Source organism: Nonomuraea sp. NPDC049784, assembly GCF_040659615.1.
Taxonomy (GTDB): Bacteria; Actinomycetota; Actinomycetes; order Streptosporangiales; family Streptosporangiaceae; genus Nonomuraea.
Map to the genome: position 1 here is coordinate 38,734 of NZ_JBFAMX010000017.1, position 18,128 is coordinate 56,861.

Genomic DNA, 18,128 nt, shown 5'->3' on the forward strand with positions numbered 1-18,128 from the left:
CCATCCGCTCAGCCCATTCGCAGGCCCTGGATGCGTTCCCAGCCCGTTACGGCGAGGAGGCGGCGTACCACGGGAGAGATCGGGTCGAGGATCAGCCTGCGCGGCGGGGATAATCGGGCGGCGGCCGTCACGATGACGCGCAGCCCGGCCACGTCGATGAAGGCCAGTTCCCCGAGGTCGAGGTGGATCTCATCGCCGCCCTCGCGAATCGCGCGCTGGAGGGCTCCGGCAAGGAGACGGTGATTGCCGTAGTCGATCTCACCGGTTACGCGTAGGCCGAAAGGGTGCGAAATGGGCGTCACATGAGCTTGGTCGTTGGTTTCGAAGGTCATCCTGCTCCGCTAGTGACTCCTTATCGCGATAAGTAGTGCCTCTGCCCATGAAAAGATGATTTATACGGATCAGGTCCGCAGAGGTTTCTGTTCCGTTTACCGGGTGTTCGTGGACGATCTCCGATATGGTCCGATCGTGCGCGCCCGCCGTCACAGTTTTTCCGCGGTGCTCTTCTGTGTCGCGGCGATGACGGCCTGCGCGACGGCGTCCGGACTGCCCAGTCTCGAAGAGGCCGCCCGGCAGCTCGACTCCGATGCCACCGCTCTGCTCAGCGCCTCCGACCTTCATTTGTCGCCCGTCGCGCGGGATGAAGACGGCTCCTGCGTGCCAGGGCAGGTGCGGCGGTACTTCCGCGCCGAGAGCGACCTCACTGACGCCTCCGCGGGACTTCTCGAACGGCTCCAGGCAATGGGGTACGACAAGGTGGTCGACGATCTGGATCTGCGGGACGGGGATCAGGATATTTCCGTGTTGCGCAATCCTAAGACGCGGCTGACGTTCGAGCTGACCGTCATCTCCGGAGAGAAGCCCGGCATCCGCATCGTCGGCAAGACAACCTGCTACGCCACCGACTAACTCCACCCGCCCACTCGGCACACGCCTCCCGCACGGGTACCGCCACCCGCCCTGACCCTGCACCCGGCGCTCGCATCAGCACCCGCAGCCACAGCCCGCGTCGCCACCACCGGGCTCCCCCGTGCCCGCATCGCCAGGCCTCCCCGTGCCGACACCGCTGCCGAGGGCGTTGCTGCGGTCACGGGTCGCGTAGTGGCACGGCGCAGCGCATGACGGCGCCACCCATGACGGCACGGCGACGGCGCGACGATGGCGCGGCTGCACTCCAACCGAACAGCCGCGCCCCCATAGAACAACGCTCCCGAGCCGAGCCGCGCTGCCGAGCCGAGCTCCCGAGTGGGAGCGGCACCTGAGCCGAGCCGCGAGGCGGTGTGCGAGCCGCACGCCCGCAACCGGCCGGCACCCGAGCCGTGCCGCGAGGCGGTGTGCAAGCGGCACGCCCCAACCAAGCAGCACACCCGAGCCTCAGCGCCGCGGCCGGGCCGAGCGTCGCGGCCAAGCCGAGCGTCGCGGCCAAGCCTCGCTGTCGGGCGCGAACGACGCACCCGGACCGGGCGGCGTGTGAGTGTGCGGGTACCGGGGTGAGGGGCGTCAGGGGGTGGAGAGGGCTTCCGTTGGGGACAGGCGGGAGGCGCGGATCGCCGGGTAGAGGCCCGCTGCCGCGCCGATGACCAGGGTCGCGGCGAGGCCGCCGATGGTGGCCCAGGCGGGCACCACCGAGGGCCAGCCGCTGTACAGCGCGTACCCCATCGTGACGCCCGTCCCCAACAGGATCCCCCCACCACCGCCCAGGGCCGACAGCAGGAGCGACTCCGCGAGGAACTGGGTGCGGATCTGGCCGCGTGTGGCCCCGAGGGAGCGGCGCAGGCCGATCTCCGCGCGGCGTTCCAGCACCGAGATGACCATGGTGTTGGCCACGCCGACCCCGCCCACGAGCAGGGCCACCGCGCCCACCCCCAGCAGGAGGTTGGCGAACGCCTGGCTGGTCGCCTGCTTGGCGGCCAGGGCGTCGGACGGCCGGGATACGTCCACCTCGTTGGGCGCCTCCGGGTTGGCGGTGCCGGCCAGCACCTGGCGTACGGCCTCCAGCTTGGCCTCGTCCGAGCGGGTGTAGAGCGTGGTCGGGTGCCCGTCGAAGCCCAGCCTGGACTCCGCCACCGGCCAGCCGACCAGGACGCCGCTGTCCAGGTCGGTGGCGAGCGCCACCGGGTTCAGGATCCCGACGACCGTGAAGCGGATCCCTCCGACCACGACCTGCGTGTCGGGCGAGGCCGAGCCGACGCCGAGCCGCTGCGCCGCGGAGGAGCCGAGCACGGCGGCCGGGTAGCGTTCGGTGGCCGCGTTGAGCCAGGTGCCGTTCCGCAGGGTCGCGCCCACGGTGGCGGGCAGGTCGAGGCGGGCCGCGTACGTGGCGATGCCGCCGGTCTGGGCCTCGGGGATCTCCTCCGACCGGTAGACCTTGACGTCGCCCATGCGCCCGATCGACGAGACGGCCTCGACGGGGCCGATGCGTTCGATCATCGCCTCCGCTTCCTTCGGCATCTGCGCGGCCTCGCCCATGATCGTGGTGCCGGACGAGACCGTGAGCAGGTTGGTGCCGAGCGCGGAGAGCGTACGGTCGAGCTCGGCGCCCGACGAGGACGAGAGCCCGACCACGCCCACCATGGCCGCGATGCCGATGGCGATGCCCAGCGCGGACAGGAACGCCCGCAGCGGCCGGGTGCGCAGGCCCACCGCCCCGACCCGCATCACGTCGCGGGACCGCATTCTGGCCGGGCGCAGTTTCGGGCGCGCCACCTCCACGACGGCCATCACACCGCCTCCAGAGGGACCCGCGCGGTGTCGGAGATGATCTGGCCGTCGCGCATCCGTACCTGCCTGGGCAGGCTCGCGGCGATCTCCCGGTCGTGCGTGATGATCACGATGGTGGTGCCGGCCGCGTTCAGCTCGTGCAGCAGCTCCATCACCCCCGTGCCCGACACCGAGTCCAGGGCCCCGGTCGGCTCGTCGGCGAGGAGCAGCGGCGGGTCGCCCGCCACGGCCCTGGCGATGGCCACGCGCTGCCGCTCGCCGCCGGACAGCTCGTGCGGCTCGTGGTCCATCCGGTGCCCGAGCCCCACCCGTTCCAGCGCCTGGGCCGCGCGGCGGCGCCGCTCCGACCTGCCCAGGCCGGTGTAGACGAGGCCGTCGGCCACGTTGTCCAGCGCCGGGACCTTCGCGGCCAGGTGGAACGACTGGAACACGAACCCGATCGTCGTGGCCCGCAACGCCGACAGCTGGCTGTCCGACAGCTTCGACACGTCGTACCCGTCGATGTGGATGGTCCCGGACGTGGGCCGGTCGAGGGTGCCGACGACGTTGAGCATCGTCGACTTGCCCGACCCGGACGGGCCGGCGATGGCGACCAGTTCGCCGTGCTCGATCCGCAGCGACACCGAGTTCAGCGCCGCCACGCCGCCCGGGTACGTTCTGCACACGTCCGTCAGAGCGATCATGGGGTACGTCATTTCGGCATCCCCACGGTCGTGCCCTCGGCGAGCCCGTCGCCGCTGACCTCGACCCGCCCCCCGGAGAACAGACCAGTCTCGACCTTGATATATCGGGACTTGCCTCCTTCGATGACCTCCAACCCGTACCCGCCCTCCTGCAGCGCCACCAGCGCCGCCACCGGCACGGTCAGCACGTTCTTGCGCTTGGAGGCCGTGAACGTCACGTCCACCGCCGCCTTGTCCAGCCCCTTGGCGGCCTTGGCGTTCCCGATCGAGACGAGCGCCTCCACCCGGGTCTCCGGATCCGCGTTCTGGCCCTCGCCCGGCTCGATGACCGTGGCCACCTCGGTGACCTTGCCCTTCACGCTCTTGCCGTCCGGCAGCGTGACATCGACCTGGGCGCCCTTCCTGGCCATCCGCTGATCTTCGGCCTCCAGCTTCACCGTGACCACCTTGGACGTGCCCGTATAAGTCAGGACTTTCTGCCCCGGAGCGGTCGGCTGGCCCTTCTCGGACTCCAGGCTCTCCACGCGCACCTTGCCAGGGGCGAAGACGACCCGGCCCAGCTCGACCACGCCCGTCTCGTCCAGGCCGCGGTCCTCCTGCCACTCCTTGACCGCCTCGGCCGTGTCATAGGTGTACTCGTCGTCCACCGTGAACCCGTCGTAGCCGAGCTTGCTGAGGTTCCGCTCCAGGTTCTCGACGTCCTTGCCCTCCACGCCGGCCTTGAGGTCGCGGTACGCGGGCGTCGAGCCGTACATGAGCATGACCGGCTTGTTGTCCACCCGGTACAGCGACCTGCCGCGGGTGATCTGCGCGCCGCTGTCGGGCAGCCAGGTGATCGTGCCGGGCTTCCTGCTCACCGCCGTGGTCACCGGGCCGTAGCCGAGCTCGCCGTCGGCGTCCCTGGTGTCGTTCAGGGTCTGCCTGGTCACCGTGGCGGTGGCCGGGGGCAGGGCGTTGGCCGACCGCGTGGGGCCGGCGCTGCCTTCGAGCAGGCCCGCGCTGTTGACGGCCACGAACCCGCCGCCGGCCACGGCCACCACGATCAGGAGCCCGGCGACCACCTTGCCCCGGCCGCGACGCCGGCGCGTACGGGAGGGCGTCGCGTCCGGCTCCGCCTTTCCATCAAGGGTGGCCATCCCCATCAAAGCCCTCCCATACCGGCCTCAGCGGACTCCTTCTGGCACTTCTGCTGGGCGGACTTGAAGTCGGGGTCGTCGCCGACCTCGCCGGTGATGCGCATGGCGCCGCCGTCGGGGTCAGGGAAGCTCTCCACGCCGTTGTCACGCATGCACTGGGCGAGCTTGCGCAGCGCCTCTCCCCGCTTCGGGTCGGGCTGGCCGGACCGCTCGCCGCTCGGGGCGTACTGCTTGCACGCCTCCTGAGCCTTGTCGACCGTCTCCTTCGGGACGCTCCCGTCGAGCTTCATCAAAATGCCCTTGCCCGGCTGCGGGTCGTCCATCTGCACGCCGTTCTCGCGCATGCACTGGGCGAACTTGAGCATCTTCTGGTACGGGTCTTCGCTCGGCTTCGCGCTGGCCGCGGCCTGGGTGCCGGTGCCGGTGACCGAGGCCACGTCGGCTCCGCCGCCGTCGTCCGCGCCACAGCCGGCCAGGAACAGAGCGGCGGCCGCCAGCGCTCCGAGGACTCGTGCTCGCATGGAATCTCTCCTCTGTCGGATGAATGCCGTTTCGAGGGGAGATGCAATAGGGGTCGCTGTTTCCTCAGCGTTTCCGTTCGCGCTTATTTTGAGCAAATGCCGCCTGGGCCACACTCAGCTCCGTAAGCGAATGAAAGGTACGCCATGCGGGTGCTGGTGGTTGAGGACGAGCGGCTGCTCGCCGACGCGATTGCCGAGTGGCTGCGCGAGGAGACCCATGCGGTCGATCTGGCACACGACGGCGAGGCCGCGCTGGAACGGATCGCCGTCAACGACTACGACGTGGTCGTGCTGGACCGCGACCTGCCGCGCGTGCACGGCGACGAGGTGTGCAGGGAGCTGGTCGAGTCGGAGCGGGACGCGCGGGTGCTGATGCTGACGGCCGCCGCCCAGCTCGACGACCGGGTGACCGGGCTGTCCTTGGGGGCCGACGACTACCTGGCGAAGCCGTTCGCGTTCCCCGAGCTGGCCGCCCGCGTGCTGGCCCTGGGGCGGCGCTCGCGCCCGGCCGTCCCGCCCGTGCTGCGGCGGGCCGGGATCACGCTCGATCCGGCACGCAGGGAAGTGTTCAGGAACGGGCGGTTCGTGCCGCTGTCGAAGAAGGAGTTCGCGGTGCTGGCCGAGCTGCTGCGGGCGAACGGGAGCGTCGTCTCGGCCGAGCAGCTGCTGGAGAAGGCGTGGGACGAGAACGCGGACCCGTTCACCGGGGCGGTCCGGCTCACCATTCTCAAGCTGCGCCGCAAGCTCGCCGACCCGCCGGTCGTGGAGACCGTGCCGGGGGTGGGGTACCGGATCGCATGACCCTCCGGTTGCGGCTCACGTTGATGTACGGCGCCGTCTTCCTGGTCGCCGGGCTGGCCCTGCTCGGCGTCACCTATCTCCTGTTCAACCAGCAGCTGACCCAGTCGTTCGAGAGCCGGTACAAGCCGGAGCCCGGCAAGATGAAGAACCTGATCCTGGCCGAGGACGGCGTCGTGCTCACCGGCGACGCCGCGGTGGAGTGGCTGCGGCGGCAGGAGGGGGAGATACGCGGCGCGGCCGTCACGTCGCTGATCACGGAGGGCGCGATCGCGCTGGTCGTGGCCGGCGGCGCGGCGCTGGGGCTCGGCTGGTTCGTCGCGGGCCGGGCGCTGGCCCCGCTGCACCGTGTGACCGACACGGCGCGCAGGATCGCGGCCGCCCCCATGGCCGAACGCGGGCTGCACGAGCGGATCGCGCTGCAGGGTCCCGCGGACGAGGTCAAGCAGCTCGCCGACACGTTCGACACCATGGTGGAGCGGCTGGACGAGTCCTTCGACGGGCAGCGCAGGTTCGTGGCGAACGCCTCGCACGAGCTGCGCACGCCACTGACCCTGAACCGGGCGCTGGTCGAGCTGGCCATGCACCGCCGTGCGGCCCCTCCTGAGGTCAAGGAGCTGGGCGAGAGCCTGCTGGAGATCAACGCCCGCCACGAACGACTCATCTCCGGCCTGCTCCTGCTGGCCCGGTCCGAGCAGGAGATCGCGGACCGGTCGCCGGTGGACCTGGCGGACGTGGTGACGCACGTGGTCGCGCAGACGGCCGGGGACGCTCACGACGCGAAGGTCACCGTGTACGAGGTCGCCGCTCAGGCGCCCACCACCGGGGACGCGTTGCTGCTCGAACGGCTGGTGCACAACCTCGTCGAGAACGGCATCCGGCACAACGTGGACGACGGGACCGGGTGGGTGCGGGTGGTGAGCCGTACCGTGTCGGACGGGAAGGTCGAGGTCGAGGTGAGCAACACCGGGCCGAGCGTGCCGCCGTACGACATCCCGCTGCTGTTCAAGCCGTTCCACCGGCACGGGGCCGAGCGCGTGGTCACAGCCAGAAGCGCCGGGCTGGGGCTGTCGATCGTGCGGTCGGTGGCGGTCGCGCACGGCGGGGACGTCAGGGCGCAGCCGCGGGAGGGCGGCGGCCTGGTCGTGACCGCGTCCCTGCCGCGGGCCCTTCAGTGACGTTTGGGAAGCCTCAGTGACTCTTGGAGAGCAGCGCGCGCAGGTCGTCGCGGACGCGGCCCGGGTCGACGGTCACGATCTCGTATTCGGCCACGCCCGCGACCGCGAACGGATCCTCCGCCGCCGCCTTCTCGACATGCTCGCGTGGGCCGACGGCGAGGATCACGCCGCCGACGCTGTCGGGAACGGTCTGGCCGGACAGCAGGAACGTCCCGTCGGCGTGCCACCGCTCCAGGTAGGCCACGTGGCCGGGAACATGCGGGGTCACCTGGTCGATCGGAGCGGTGTAGCGCACCAGCAGCACGTGCAACATGGGACCATTTTCGCTGGGTGTGGACGCCGCCAGAAGCGACCTCCCCCCTTCGCGGATGGGAACCCGTGCCGGTCGGGCTCACGGTCGTTGATGGGGGAAGGTGTGAGCTGGTCCTCCCCGAACGGCTTCAACCCGTGCGCTGACCATTCGGGTACGACCACCGCGATGATCGCTTCGTCAGTTGACGCAGTCTTGCGAGTTGAGCAGGAGGTTCAGCTCGTAGATCTTGCCCTTCGAGACCAGGAGGGCGTAGTAGGCCTTGGGGTTGCCGGGGACGCTGACGTACGGGAACCCGTCCTTCGGGGTCTTCACGTTCGGGTACGCCTTTTTGATCTGCTTCATCGTGGAGCCGATGCCGATGCCCTCGGGTGTCTTGACCCCCTTCGGGGCACCGATCAGGGCCACACCCTTCTTCTTGGAGATGTACAGGCCCACGGCGTTCTTGCCACTGGGGTGTGCCTTCAGGTCCCAGCCGGAGCACGAGCCCTCCTCGCCGGGCATCTTGAGCACGATCTGCCCGGTCGCCTTGGCCTGCTTCTCGCTCATGCCGAGCCTGACCTTGCCGTAGCCGTACGGCCCCAGCGTGGTCTTGGCGGTGGTCTGAGCGCCGGCCTGAGCGCTGGCCTGGGCGAGCGCGGGCGTGCCCGCGGTGAGCAGAGCCCCGCCTGCCAGAACCGCTGCGAGCACCTTCTTCATGATGATCTCCCCGGGAGTGTCGAACCGTACTCATGCTTCGAGTGGCGGGCGTGGCGAAAAGTTCAGCCCTCTTCGGCTCGGATGCGCCAAACCGACGGCACCAGCAGAGTGACGGCCGCGACGAGCACGGCCACCGCCCCGAGCGACCGGTGCGGACGTCCCGGCGCGGATGTCAGAGCGCGGCGCGTTCGAGTCGGGTGGCTGAGGCGCGGCTGCGCTCTTGCCGGCGCGGTCGGACAAAGTGCCCCCATGCGGTCCCGTGGCGTCGGCACTCGGCCGTCGTGGCCGGTGCGATCCGAAGATCCGGGGATACCTTGCCAGTCGCCACCGACAATCCAGGGACAGGTCCTGACGCGGGAAGGTTTTCGACGACTCCGGAACATCGCAACAAATCTGTATTCCAGTCGCTATGGTACGAAAGATCACCCGCACCCGTATCAGGAGTCACTTCTCTCATGGCGCATGTCGAACCGCTGCGGGAGGATGACCCAGCGGCGTTAGGCGCATATCGCTTGCTCGGCCGGCTGGGGGCGGGCGGTCAGGGGACCGTCTATCTCGGGCAGACGCCCGACGGCCGGTACGTGGCTGTCAAGCTGCTACGCGAGGGCGCGGGCTTCGACGACAGGCTGGCAAAGGAGATCGCGGCCGCGCGGCGGGTGGAGCCGTTCTGCATCGCGCAGGTGCTGGACGTCTCGCTGGGTGAACGACCGTACATCGTGACCGAGTACGTCGACGGGCCTTCCCTGCAGCAGGCAGGCCGCCACAGCGGGGCGGACCTGCAGCGGCTGGCGGTCGCGACGGCCACCGCGCTGGCCGCCATCCATGCGGCGGGCATCGTGCATCGGGACTTCAAGCCCGCGAACGTGCTGCTCGGTCCCGGCGGGCCGCGCGTCATCGACTTCGGCATCGCCCGTGCCATGGACGACGCTGTCACGCATACCAGCAGCATCGTCGGGACGCCCGCGTACATGGCTCCCGAGCAGCTGGCGGGGCAGCCGGTGGGGCAGCCCACCGACGTGTTCGCCTGGGCGTCGGTCATGGTGTGGGCGGCCAACGAGACGCCGCCGTTCGGGCATGACACGTTGCCTGCCATCATCAACCGCATCCTGCACAATGAACCGCAGCTCGGTGACCTGCCGCAGCCGTTGCAGTCGATCGTGTACGACTGCCTGGCCAAGGATCCGCGCGCCCGGCCGACCATGCGGGACGTGATCCTGCGGCTGCTGAGCGGGCAGAACCCCGCGGTCCCGAGCCCGCACCAGGACTTCCAGGCCCAGGCGCAAGTGCGGGTCCAAGGGCCCGGACCAACGCCTATGCCTGGGTACGGACCCGGACCGATGCCCGGCCAGAGGCTTGGCCCGATGCCCGGTCAGGGGCTAGGCCCGATGCCCGGCCAGGGGCCGATGCCGGGAGCAGGGCTTGGGCCAGGCCGGAGGGCTCGGGCTACGGGTGGTCGCCGGATCGGCGTGCCGGTGGCCGTGGGCGTGTCGAGTGTCGTGGTGGTGACGCTGGTCGGCAGCGTCGTCTGGCTCGCCCCCTGGTCGAGGCTGCCCAACTCGGCATCCCTCGCCGCCGATTCCCCGAGCCCTTCCGCCACCCAGACCACGAAACACCCGGCCACGACGCCGCCGCCACGGAAGACCCGCAAGCCCACCCATACGCCCACCGTACGGAAGAGCACCCCCAAGACCACTCCCACGCTCTCGACCACGCCCAAGGCCACCACGGCGCGCCCGACCAAGACCCCGACGCCCACCCGCACCACCAAGAAGCCGGTCACCAACGCGCGGGCCAGCATCCTCGAGATCGAGCTGTTCGGCGGTCCCGGCCAGAACGACGCCGAAGGCTGCTACATGCCACCGGTGCACTTCCAGACCAATGTGGAGTCGACCCGACGTGAGGTCTGGGTCTCCTACGCCTGGCTACTCGACGGCAAGTCGGTCTCGCGAAACAGGTCGTGGGTGCCAGAGGACCAATACACCGCGTTCGCGACTTCGGGGATGTACATGCTCAAGGCCGGGCGCCACACCGTCACCCTCAAGGTCACCTCGCCCTCCGCGGCGCAGAAGAGCGTCTCGTTCAACGTCTGCGCCATAGAAACCTCGTGACGATGGAGACCATCGGCCCGTACCGGGTCGTCAGGCAGCTCGGCGAGGGGGGCCAGGGTGTGGTCTACCTGGCCACCGCCCCCGACGGCACCCCGGTCGCCGTCAAGGTGCTGCGCGAGGGGCTGCCCGGTGACGGCCGGTTCGCCAAGGAGATCGCGGCCGCGCGGCGGGTGGAGCCGTTCTGCATCGCGCAGGTGCTGGACGCCTCGCTGGGCGCACGGCCGTACATCGTGACCGAGTACGTCGAGGGCCCCTCGCTCCAGAAGGCGGGCCTCCACGCCGGGGCCGACCTGCAACGGCTGGCGGTCGCGACGGCCACCGCGCTGGCCGCCATCCACCGCGCGGGCGTCGTCCACCGGGACTTCAAGCCCGCCAACGTCCTGCTCGGACGGGACGGGCCGCGCGTCATCGACTTCGGCATCGCCCGGGCCACGGACGCCGCGCTGACCCGTACCAGCAGCATTGTGGGGACGCCCGCGTACATGGCGCCCGAGCAGTTCATGGGCGCCGCCGCCGGCCCGGCCGTGGACGTGTTCGCGTGGGGGGCGGTCATCGTGTATGCGGCCACCGGCGCCCCGCCGTTCGGCAACGACTCCCTGCCCGCGGTGCTCAGGCGGATCCAGTACGAGGAGCCGCGCCTCGACGGGGTGCCCGAGCCGCTGCGCTCGATCGTGTACGCGTGCCTCGCCAAGGACCCCGCGGTCCGCCCGGCCATGCAGGACGTCCTCTTCCAGCTCATCGGCGGCCAGGCGCCCCCATCTCCAGGTGGACACGCGTACCACGCATCGCCGGGCGGTCCCGCACACACGGCCTCCCCCGGCCACGGACCGGCGCGCGCGCCATTTCCGGGCCACGGACCCGGGCACGCGGCATTCTCGGGCGGTCCGTCGCCGGCGGGATTCCCCGGCCAGGGCGCCGGACCCGGGCATCCGCAGCAGCCTCCGGTCCACCACCGCCACGCCGGGCCCATCCGGGCGACCTCCGGCAACCAGCGCACGCCGGTCTTCGTGGCCGGCGGGACCGCGGTCGTCGTGGCCGGTGCCGTGGCGGCAGCCTGGCTCTGGTCACCCATATGGCCCGGCCGGACCACCAACGCCACCATCGTCACAGCCCCGGCCCCCACCCCCTCCGCCCCCGTCGCCGGGGCGACGAAGTCCGCCAAAACCTCCCACCCGACCTCCGAGCCCCGCCCCACCAAGACCACGAAGACCCCGAAGGCCCCCAAGACCAGCGCAACCGCCCACCCCACGACGGAGCCCACCACCAAACCCACGTCGCGGCCCACCACCAGACCCACCACCGCCAAACCGACCGCGACCAGCGGCGACTCGGGGAGCGTGACATCGGTGACCTTCACCTACGAGGGCTTCAAGCTGGGCGACTGCTGGCGCAACGACACGAACATCTGGGCCAAGGTCGCGGCCACGGGCACCTACAGCTACCGGTGGCTCGTCAACGGTCAGAACCAGGGCAGGCAGCAGGGCACGCCTTCGTCGAAGCCCCTGCTTCCGTCCATCACGTGGAAGGGCGCCGGCACGTACAACATCGTCTTCGAGGTGGTCACCCCCAAGAGCTTCCGGAAGAGCGTCGCGGTGAAGATCTGCAGCAACAGCGAGAGCTGGGGCGAAGGTTGGTAGGGCCTGCCGGGCGAGCCGGGCGCGCGGGATGGAGGGGTCGCTGCGGCGGGCGGAGCCGGAGTTTTTCGATGGCCGTGCCTGCCCCGAGCCACCGTCCGTCGATCCGGCCACGATGATCGCAGACGCGGCGGCGTTCAGCGCGGAATCACCCAGCCCGGCGTCCAGGTCCCGGCGGCGTCGTGGCCGGCCGCTGCGGCGAGGTGGGCGCGGAGGGTGGCCAGCGCTGGGTGGGGGTTGTCGCGGTGCCACAGGAGCGAGTGCGGGTAGACAGGCGTCGGGTCGGTCACCGGGATGCGGCGCAGGCCGTGGTCGGCGGGCCAGACCAGGCGGGTCTGCTCGCCCATGAAAGTGGCCAAGGCCGGGGTGTCGGCGATGGTGTCGAGGAGCGCGTCGGAGCCGAAGTTGGGGCCGGTCGCCTCGATGGTGAGGCCGAACTCGGCGACGAGATCGTCGTAGTAGGCGGCCCACTCGGTTCCGGGGACGATACCGGGCATCCAGATCCGGTGCCCGGCGAGCTGAGCGAGGGTCACCGACCGGGCGCCGGCCAGCGCGTGGGCGGGCCCGGTGAGGAGCTGGAGCGGCTCGTCGAGCACCCGGACGGATTCGATGTCCTCGGGAAGGGGCCGGCCGGGCACGGCGACGGCGCGGAAGGACGCGTCGATCGCACCGGACCGAATGGCGGCGAGGGCCGTCTCGACATCGAACAGCATCACCACGTCGAGCTCGATCTCGGGGTGCGCGCGGTGGAAGCCGCGCATCAGGCCCGACGCCGCGCTGCGCGAGGCGATCATGTCGACGCGCAGCGGACGGCGGCCGGTGCGCACGGACGCGACCGCGCGCTCGGCGACGCGCAGCAGTTCGCGCGCGTGGGGCAGGAACGCCTGCCCATCGATGGTGAGCTCGGCGCCGCGCGGCGTGCGGGTGAACAGCCGCACGCCGAGGTTGCGCTCCAGCGCGGCGATGCGCTTGGAGACAGCCTGCTGGGTGACCGCCAGCTCGGCGGCGGCCTCCTGAAACTGCCCCGCGTCGGCGGCGGCGACGAAGGTCCGGACGGTGTCGAGGTCCACGCCGACACTCTATGGGCACAACCGCTGGTTGTGGCCGACGGCCCTGCAGTTGTTTGATCCCCGGGTATGGTGCGCGCTTTGATGCTTCCGATCGCGGATCGGTTGTACGGGTGAGTAGCGAGGAGCGTCGGGCATGAGGAGCGGGCACCGGGTGGGATATCTGCGCGGACATCGGCTGGGGCGGCGGTTCGGGTGGCTCTGGGGAGCGTACGGGACCAGCGCGCTCGGTACGTGGCTCGCCTTCGGCGCGTTCCCGCTGATCGCCATTCAGGTGTTGCACGCCGGACCGGCCGAGGTCGCCGCGCTCTCCTGCGTGGGGGCTTTGGTGGGCGCGGCCGTGGCGGTGCCGCTCGGCCCGTGGGTGGAGTTCCGCCGCAAGCGGCCGGTGCTGATCGCGATGGACCTGGTGCGGTTCGCGGCGCTGCTGACGATCCCCACCGCGTTCGCGCTCGGTGTGCTCACCTTCCTTCAGCTCCTGCTGGTCTCGGTCGTCGTCGCGGCGGCCGACATCACCTTCCGCGCCGCCTCCGGCGCGTACCTGAAGACGCTGCTGCAGGCCGAGGACCTGCTCGTCGCCAACGCCCGATTCGAGTCCACGGCCTGGACGACCACGATCATCGGACCGCCACTGGGCGGCGCGGCGATCGGGCTCCTCGGTCCGGTGGCGACGGTGGTGGCCGACGCGGTCAGCTACCTGCTCTCGGCCTTGGGCATCGGCGCGATGGGCGGGCACGAGCCGCGGCCCCAGCGCCGGGAGGCCGCGCGCATGCGGGCCGGGGACCTGCTCGACGGTTGGCGGTACATCCGCGCCGACGCGACGCTGCGTCGGCTGTTGTTCAACACCGCCCTGTTCAACGGCCTGGTGATGGCCACCCAGCCGCTGCTGACCGTCCTGATGCTCGGCCAACTCGGGTTCGCACCCTGGCAGTACGGCCTCGCCTTCGCCGCGCCCTCGATCGGTGGGCTGCTCGGTTCGCGGCTGGCCCGACCGCTCGTCACTTGGTTCGGGCAGCACCAGGTCCTGGTCGTGGTCGGGGCGCTGCGCGCGCTCTGGCCCGTCGGCCTGGCCTTCCTGGGGCCGGGCACCGGAGGGCTGCTGCTGGTGATGGGCGTCGAGCTTGGGCTCATCTTCTGCTGCGGGGTCTTCAACCCCGTCTGCGCCACTTACCGCCTCGAGCGCACCGCGACCGACCGGGTCGCCCGCATGCTGTCCGCCTGGGCGGTGACGACCAAGGCCTCGACCGCGCTCCTGACGGCCGTCTGGGGCGTGCTGGGCGGCCTGCTCGGCCCGCGTACGGCCATCGGCCTGGCCGGCGTGCTCCTGCTGGCGACCCCGCTGCTGCTCCCCCGCCGCCCGGCCGCCCTTCTCTCCGAGCCGGAGCCGGCACCGAGCCGCGCCTGACGGGCTCTTGACTCGCTGGCACCATCGTGGCGGCGGTGGTGGCCGGGCTGATCGTCGAACCGGCACCACCTGGGCGTCCTGCGAACCGTTGGACCCTTCTACCAGTTTCGCCACGCCGAACTGCAAGATCATCTCGCCGCCGCCAAGGCGACCGGTCACTCCCGCTGAGAGGCCCCGCCTCTCCCGACCCAGCACACGAGTGACATCCGTTACGGGCCGGGCCCGCTCTGGCCTGCGGGAATGCGTAAGGACAGGCAGCCGATCAGAAGGTACTTGTCCGAACTTGGACAGAGGTGTCAACCCGGCACGCTCGCGCCCCGTCTCCTCATGTGCCCCGTCCGTAGCAAGGGAGCCGCCGTGCGTGTCCTGCTGCTCGTCCCAGCCGCCACCCTGTTACTCTCGTCCGCCGCCGCCCAGGCCGATGTCGTGGAGTACAAGTGCGCCTTCCAAGGCACGGCCGAGACGCAGAACGTCAAGGTCAACGTCGAGCTGACGGTGCCCACGGACGCCGAGGTGGGCGAGGAGATGACGATCGGCTGGAACGGCTCCTACGTCGACGGCTTCGAGCTGCGCGCCCCCACCACGGGTCTGGAGGGCGAGATCAACCTGTACGCGTATGCGGGCATCAGCGACATCGACCGGCTCACGTCGGCCACCGGAGTCGCCCCGATCGGGACGATCACTCCAAGAGAGCCGATCCCGCTCCCCACGACGACGGTCGAGATGAAGACGACGCCGAACAACCCGGGCACCGGCACCGTGCGCGCGGCGTCCATCAACTTCGGGCCCCGGAACAACGATCCCGCGATCAAGTGCGAGGTCCAGAACAAGAGCGCCCTGACGATGTACCCCCTCACCATCCCCGGAACGGGACAGTCGACCAGTCCCAGCCCCGAGGCCAGCGATCAAGAGAGCACAAGCCCCCAGCCGACATCCACCGCCACCACCACAAGGACCCCGGAGGGAGGAGCCGAGACAGGAGGCGGTGGCGAGGCCGGACCCGATGGGCGGGTGCTGATGGGAGTGGGCTTCCTGCTCATCCTCTCCTCCGCCACCGGCCTCCTCCTGCGCCGGCGAAGGCGTGTACCGGCTCTGTAGCCGGTTTGTAGGACCTGGGTTGATCGTTTACAGGCAGAGGGGCAGCCCGAAAGCCCCCGATCCCGAACGAATAGGGAGAGTCCCATGGTCAAGACTGTTCGCCGGTACGCCAAGTACGCCATCAGCACGCTGTCGACCGCGGTGTTCGTCCTCAACGGCTGACACTCGTTTGTCCCCCGGGCGCTCCGGGCCTGGGGGACGCACAGCTCCATCGCGACAGAAGGGCGAGGCGTGTTCGGCACAGCGGTGCGGCAACTGGGCTACGCGTGGTCGATGATGTCGGGCCGGCGGTTCCGGATCCGGGATGTCCGAGCCCTGGTGGAGGACACGCGGGCGACCATGGAGGCGTTCGGCTCGCCCGGAGAGGGCTCCGAGGACATGCTGGCGGCCGCCGATCCGGAGATCCAGGAAGACCTCACGAAACGGCGCCTGCGCCGGACGATGAAGCACGCCAAAGCGGAGGTCCCGTACTACCGCCACCTCGAGGCGGACGACCTGGCCGACGTCCCGCCCACCCCGAAGCAGGCGCTGCGTGGCATGCCCGCGGCGTTCGTCTCCGAACTGGCCCATCCCGCCGTGCTCGCGCACACCACCGGCACGACCGGCAGCCCCACGCTCGTGTGGTTCTCCGCGTACGAGGTCGAGCTGATGTCGTACATGGCCGCGCTCGCCGCCATGTTGAACGGCGGCCTGCGCTCCGAGCACGTGTGGGCCAACGCCATCAGCTCCCGCTCCATCGCCCAGATCGTGGCCGAGCGGGCGGTGCCGATGACGGGCGCGGGATTCGTGCACCTCGGCATGATCGACCCGCGTGCCACCCTCGACCGCCTGGCCACTCCGCTGCACGTCCCCGGCAAGCAGCCCCTGATCACCCACCTGAACCTGACCGCCTCCTACCTCGCCGCGCTGGTCCAGGAGGCCGAGCGCGGCGGCTGGAGCGCGCGCGACTTCGGGCTGGTCGAGATCACGTCCGGCGGCGAAGTGCTCACGGACGCGCTGCGCCTGCGCGCCGAGGAGGCTCTGGGGGCCAAGGTCTTCGACGGCTACTCCATGACCGAGGTCGCGCCCGTCGCCGGGCGGGTATGCGACGACGGCCACCTGCATCTCCCCACGGATCAGGGCCTGATCGAGGTGCTCGACCCGGTCACCATGGAGCCCGCCGGGCCGGACGCGCCCGGCGTGCTGGTCATCACCCCGTACTCCACCTTCCGTGACACCACGCTGCTGCTCCGGTACGTCACCGGCGACCTGGTCAGAACGCTGCCCGAGCCGCCCACGTGCGCGATGGCGGCGATCCCGGCGACCTCCCGCGTCCTGGGCCGCGCCGTCGACGCCGAGGTGTCCACCCGTGACGTGCTGGACCTGCTGCAGGCCGAGCCCGCGCTGCCGCTGCCGACCAGGTTCGCGATCGAAGACGGAATCCTGCACGTGGTGTCGGGTAAGGACGATCCGGCGCTGCTCGGCCGGCTGGAGGAGCGCGCCGGGGCACTGAAGATCAAGGACATCAGGCTGATCGAGACCCCCGACGACCTTCCGCACCCCTGCCACGTCCGGGCGGACCTGATCGAGCAGAGCTTCGAGCACGCCGCTCCCCTCTCGATCGGAGTCCGATGACCGCGCACGTCCTGGGCCTGAACACGCTCATCGCGCTGACTGTCGCACTGGCGGCCCTCTTCCTGTCGCGGTACGAGATCCCGCGCCCGCCGGTCGGCAAGTTCGTCGGGTCCGACATCGCGATCATGATCGTGGCGCTGGTGGCGATGCCGTTCGCGTACCTGCACATCCCCGTCGGCATCGTCGTGACGGTCTTCGGCATCGTGGTGTTCACGATCGCGCAGCTCACGCTGGCACCGGTGCTCGGCGGCCGGACGGCGGCGATCGCGGCGCTGCTGCTGTGCGGCGGTGATGTGGCCGCGTACTTCGCCGGGTGGGAGCCGGGCGTCCTCGTGCTGAACGACGTGGCGGTGATCGTGCTGGTCGTCGGCGTGGTCAACCTCTGGGTGCAGACGGCGATCAGCCCGGCCCAGGTGGCCGCCCTGGCCGCCGCCCTGACCTGCTACGACACGCTCGCCACCGGGCTCAGCTCACTCACGATGGACTTCGTCGCGCGGCTCGACGGGCTGCCGTTCGCGCCCGTGCTGGCCACCCGTTACGGCTCCGACCCCTCGATCGTCGGGCTGGGCGACTGCCTCATGCTCGCGCTGTGGCCGCTCGTGGCGTACAAGCGGTACGGCAGGCGGGCCGGATGGACGGCGGCCGGGATCGACGCCGCGCTGCTGATCGTGGTGGCCACGGCCATCCTGTCCGGGAGCGGCGCGGTGCCGCTGCTGACCACGCTCGGCCCACTCATCGTCGTGCAGTGGCTCTTCTGGCGCAGACTGCCCACCCCGGCGCCGTCGCGCCCGCAGGTGGAACAGGCGCTCGGCGACACGATCCCCGAGGGCGTGTGGGTCGCGCTGACCGACGGCCGGATCGTCGGCGAGGGGCCGACGCCTGGCCGGGCGAGGCAGGCGGCGCGGCGGTCCGGCGTGGCGGAAGTGCCCGTGATCAGGCATCAGCCGGCCAGGTAGGCCTCGACTTGCGCGCTCTCAGGTCCGCTCTCGAACAGCTCGATCGACTCGCGCCAGACCGCGGTCGCCCGCTCGCGCTCCCCCAGCTCGGCATGCGCGCGCCCAAGCTCCCGCAGCACGCGGGCCCGCCACACCGGCGGCCCGTCGGGCCCGAGCCCATCACGCGCGATGGCCAGCAGGTCGAGCGCCTCCGTTGCGCG

18 protein-coding genes are annotated in these 18,128 nt (G+C 70.7%); 9 read left to right on the forward strand and 9 right to left on the reverse strand.

The features are described from left to right. Nucleotides 1–8 precede the first annotated feature (8 nt). Nucleotides 9–332, reverse strand: coding sequence for an STAS domain-containing protein (locus AB0J09_RS07220; protein WP_360686526.1), 324 nt, complete (start codon nt 330–332; stop codon nt 9–11). A 103-nt stretch (nt 333–435) separates the two neighbouring features. On the opposite strand from AB0J09_RS07220, the gene AB0J09_RS07225 reads away from it, so the two are divergent. Next, on the forward strand, nt 436–909 hold the full coding sequence (locus tag AB0J09_RS07225; RefSeq protein ID WP_360686529.1) for a hypothetical protein: 474 nt from the start codon (nt 436–438) through the stop codon (nt 907–909). Between the two features lie 591 nt (nt 910–1,500). Here AB0J09_RS07225 and AB0J09_RS07230 read toward each other — a convergent pair. The 4 genes from AB0J09_RS07230 to AB0J09_RS07245 are packed head-to-tail and all read right to left on the reverse strand — an operon-like array spanning nt 1,501 to nt 5,061. Continuing rightward, nucleotides 1,501–2,721, reverse strand: a complete 1,221-nt coding sequence (locus AB0J09_RS07230; RefSeq protein WP_360686532.1) for an ABC transporter permease — start codon at nt 2,719–2,721, stop codon at nt 1,501–1,503. Beyond that, nucleotides 2,721–3,404 (reverse strand): ABC transporter ATP-binding protein, encoded by a 684-nt coding sequence (locus tag AB0J09_RS07235; RefSeq protein ID WP_360686535.1) that lies wholly within the window; start codon nt 3,402–3,404, stop codon nt 2,721–2,723. Before AB0J09_RS07235 ends, AB0J09_RS07230 begins: the two co-directional genes overlap by 1 nt. A gap of 8 nt (nt 3,405–3,412) precedes the next feature. Beyond that, nucleotides 3,413–4,546, reverse strand: coding sequence for a peptidoglycan-binding protein (locus AB0J09_RS07240; RefSeq protein WP_360686537.1), 1,134 nt, complete (start codon nt 4,544–4,546; stop codon nt 3,413–3,415). Then, a complete protein-coding gene (locus tag AB0J09_RS07245; protein WP_360686540.1) occupies nt 4,546–5,061 on the reverse strand; it encodes a hypothetical protein in 516 nt (171 codons plus the stop codon). Before AB0J09_RS07245 ends, AB0J09_RS07240 begins: the two co-directional genes overlap by 1 nt. A gap of 144 nt (nt 5,062–5,205) precedes the next feature. Between AB0J09_RS07245 and AB0J09_RS07250 the strand changes: the two genes are divergently transcribed. Both AB0J09_RS07250 and AB0J09_RS07255 read left to right on the forward strand, forming a co-directional pair. After that, complete coding sequence (locus tag AB0J09_RS07250) at nt 5,206–5,862, forward strand: response regulator transcription factor (protein WP_349449369.1); 657 nt, start codon at nt 5,206–5,208, stop codon at nt 5,860–5,862. Further along, nucleotides 5,859–7,037, forward strand: a complete 1,179-nt coding sequence (locus AB0J09_RS07255) for an ATP-binding protein (protein ID WP_360686544.1) — start codon at nt 5,859–5,861, stop codon at nt 7,035–7,037. The genes AB0J09_RS07250 and AB0J09_RS07255 overlap by 4 nt, the downstream gene beginning before the upstream one ends. 13 nt (nt 7,038–7,050) lie before the next feature. Here the strand turns inward: AB0J09_RS07255 and AB0J09_RS07260 are convergent, their stop codons facing one another. Both AB0J09_RS07260 and AB0J09_RS07265 read right to left on the reverse strand, forming a co-directional pair. After that, complete coding sequence (locus AB0J09_RS07260; protein ID WP_360686547.1) at nt 7,051–7,350, reverse strand: YciI family protein; 300 nt, start codon at nt 7,348–7,350, stop codon at nt 7,051–7,053. 177 nt (nt 7,351–7,527) lie between these two features. Continuing rightward, complete coding sequence (locus AB0J09_RS07265; protein ID WP_360686550.1) at nt 7,528–8,046, reverse strand: hypothetical protein; 519 nt, start codon at nt 8,044–8,046, stop codon at nt 7,528–7,530. Nucleotides 8,047–8,501: 455 nt separating this feature from the next. Here AB0J09_RS07265 and AB0J09_RS07270 point away from each other — a divergent pair, with 455 nt between their 5' ends. Both AB0J09_RS07270 and AB0J09_RS07275 read left to right on the forward strand, forming a co-directional pair. Continuing rightward, a complete protein-coding gene (locus tag AB0J09_RS07270; RefSeq protein WP_360686553.1) occupies nt 8,502–10,154 on the forward strand; it encodes a serine/threonine-protein kinase in 1,653 nt (550 codons plus the stop codon). Between the two features lie 2 nt (nt 10,155–10,156). Continuing rightward, nucleotides 10,157–11,791 (forward strand): protein kinase, encoded by a 1,635-nt coding sequence (locus AB0J09_RS07275; RefSeq protein ID WP_360686556.1) that lies wholly within the window; start codon nt 10,157–10,159, stop codon nt 11,789–11,791. Between the two features lie 134 nt (nt 11,792–11,925). Here the strand turns inward: AB0J09_RS07275 and AB0J09_RS07280 are convergent, their stop codons facing one another. Beyond that, on the reverse strand, nt 11,926–12,858 hold the full coding sequence (locus AB0J09_RS07280; RefSeq protein WP_360686559.1) for a LysR family transcriptional regulator: 933 nt from the start codon (nt 12,856–12,858) through the stop codon (nt 11,926–11,928). Between the two features lie 133 nt (nt 12,859–12,991). Between AB0J09_RS07280 and AB0J09_RS07285 the strand changes: the two genes are divergently transcribed. From AB0J09_RS07285 to AB0J09_RS07300, 4 genes are all read left to right on the forward strand, one after another. Beyond that, nucleotides 12,992–14,260, forward strand: a complete 1,269-nt coding sequence (locus AB0J09_RS07285; RefSeq protein ID WP_360686562.1) for an MFS transporter — start codon at nt 12,992–12,994, stop codon at nt 14,258–14,260. A gap of 357 nt (nt 14,261–14,617) precedes the next feature. Then, nucleotides 14,618–15,358 (forward strand): hypothetical protein, encoded by a 741-nt coding sequence (locus AB0J09_RS07290; RefSeq protein ID WP_360686565.1) that lies wholly within the window; start codon nt 14,618–14,620, stop codon nt 15,356–15,358. A gap of 231 nt (nt 15,359–15,589) precedes the next feature. Continuing rightward, complete coding sequence (locus AB0J09_RS07295) at nt 15,590–16,972, forward strand: AMP-binding protein (protein WP_360686568.1); 1,383 nt, start codon at nt 15,590–15,592, stop codon at nt 16,970–16,972. Beyond that, entirely contained in the window at nt 16,969–17,928 is a 960-nt protein-coding gene (locus AB0J09_RS07300) for a hypothetical protein (protein WP_360686571.1), read from the forward strand. The genes AB0J09_RS07295 and AB0J09_RS07300 overlap by 4 nt, the downstream gene beginning before the upstream one ends. Here the strand turns inward: AB0J09_RS07300 and AB0J09_RS07305 are convergent. Next, nucleotides 17,913–18,128, reverse strand: a 216-nt coding sequence (locus tag AB0J09_RS07305) for a hypothetical protein (RefSeq protein ID WP_360686574.1), incomplete at its 5' end; no start/stop codon positions are given. The two genes, AB0J09_RS07300 and AB0J09_RS07305, sit on opposite strands and share 16 nt — an antisense overlap.

What these genes read in the sequence shown, in the direction of transcription:
- AB0J09_RS07220 (WP_360686526.1), bottom strand. Translation starts at nt 332, where the DNA reads ATGACCTTCGAAACCAACGACCAAGCTCATGTGACGCCCATTTCGCAC.
- AB0J09_RS07230 (WP_360686532.1), bottom strand. Translation starts at nt 2,721, where the DNA reads ATGGCCGTCGTGGAGGTGGCGCGCCCGAAACTGCGCCCGGCCAGAATG.
- AB0J09_RS07235 (WP_360686535.1), bottom strand. Translation starts at nt 3,404, where the DNA reads ATGATCGCTCTGACGGACGTGTGCAGAACGTACCCGGGCGGCGTGGCG.
- AB0J09_RS07240 (WP_360686537.1), bottom strand. Translation starts at nt 4,546, where the DNA reads ATGGGGATGGCCACCCTTGATGGAAAGGCGGAGCCGGACGCGACGCCC.
- AB0J09_RS07245 (WP_360686540.1), bottom strand. Translation starts at nt 5,061, where the DNA reads ATGCGAGCACGAGTCCTCGGAGCGCTGGCGGCCGCCGCTCTGTTCCTG.
- AB0J09_RS07250 (WP_349449369.1), top strand. Translation starts at nt 5,206, where the DNA reads ATGCGGGTGCTGGTGGTTGAGGACGAGCGGCTGCTCGCCGACGCGATT.
- AB0J09_RS07255 (WP_360686544.1), top strand. Translation starts at nt 5,859, where the DNA reads ATGACCCTCCGGTTGCGGCTCACGTTGATGTACGGCGCCGTCTTCCTG.
- AB0J09_RS07260 (WP_360686547.1), bottom strand. Translation starts at nt 7,350, where the DNA reads ATGTTGCACGTGCTGCTGGTGCGCTACACCGCTCCGATCGACCAGGTG.
- AB0J09_RS07265 (WP_360686550.1), bottom strand. Translation starts at nt 8,046, where the DNA reads ATGAAGAAGGTGCTCGCAGCGGTTCTGGCAGGCGGGGCTCTGCTCACC.
- AB0J09_RS07270 (WP_360686553.1), top strand. Translation starts at nt 8,502, where the DNA reads ATGGCGCATGTCGAACCGCTGCGGGAGGATGACCCAGCGGCGTTAGGC.
- AB0J09_RS07275 (WP_360686556.1), top strand. Translation starts at nt 10,157, where the DNA reads ATGGAGACCATCGGCCCGTACCGGGTCGTCAGGCAGCTCGGCGAGGGG.
- AB0J09_RS07285 (WP_360686562.1), top strand. Translation starts at nt 12,992, where the DNA reads ATGAGGAGCGGGCACCGGGTGGGATATCTGCGCGGACATCGGCTGGGG.
- AB0J09_RS07300 (WP_360686571.1), top strand. Translation starts at nt 16,969, where the DNA reads ATGACCGCGCACGTCCTGGGCCTGAACACGCTCATCGCGCTGACTGTC.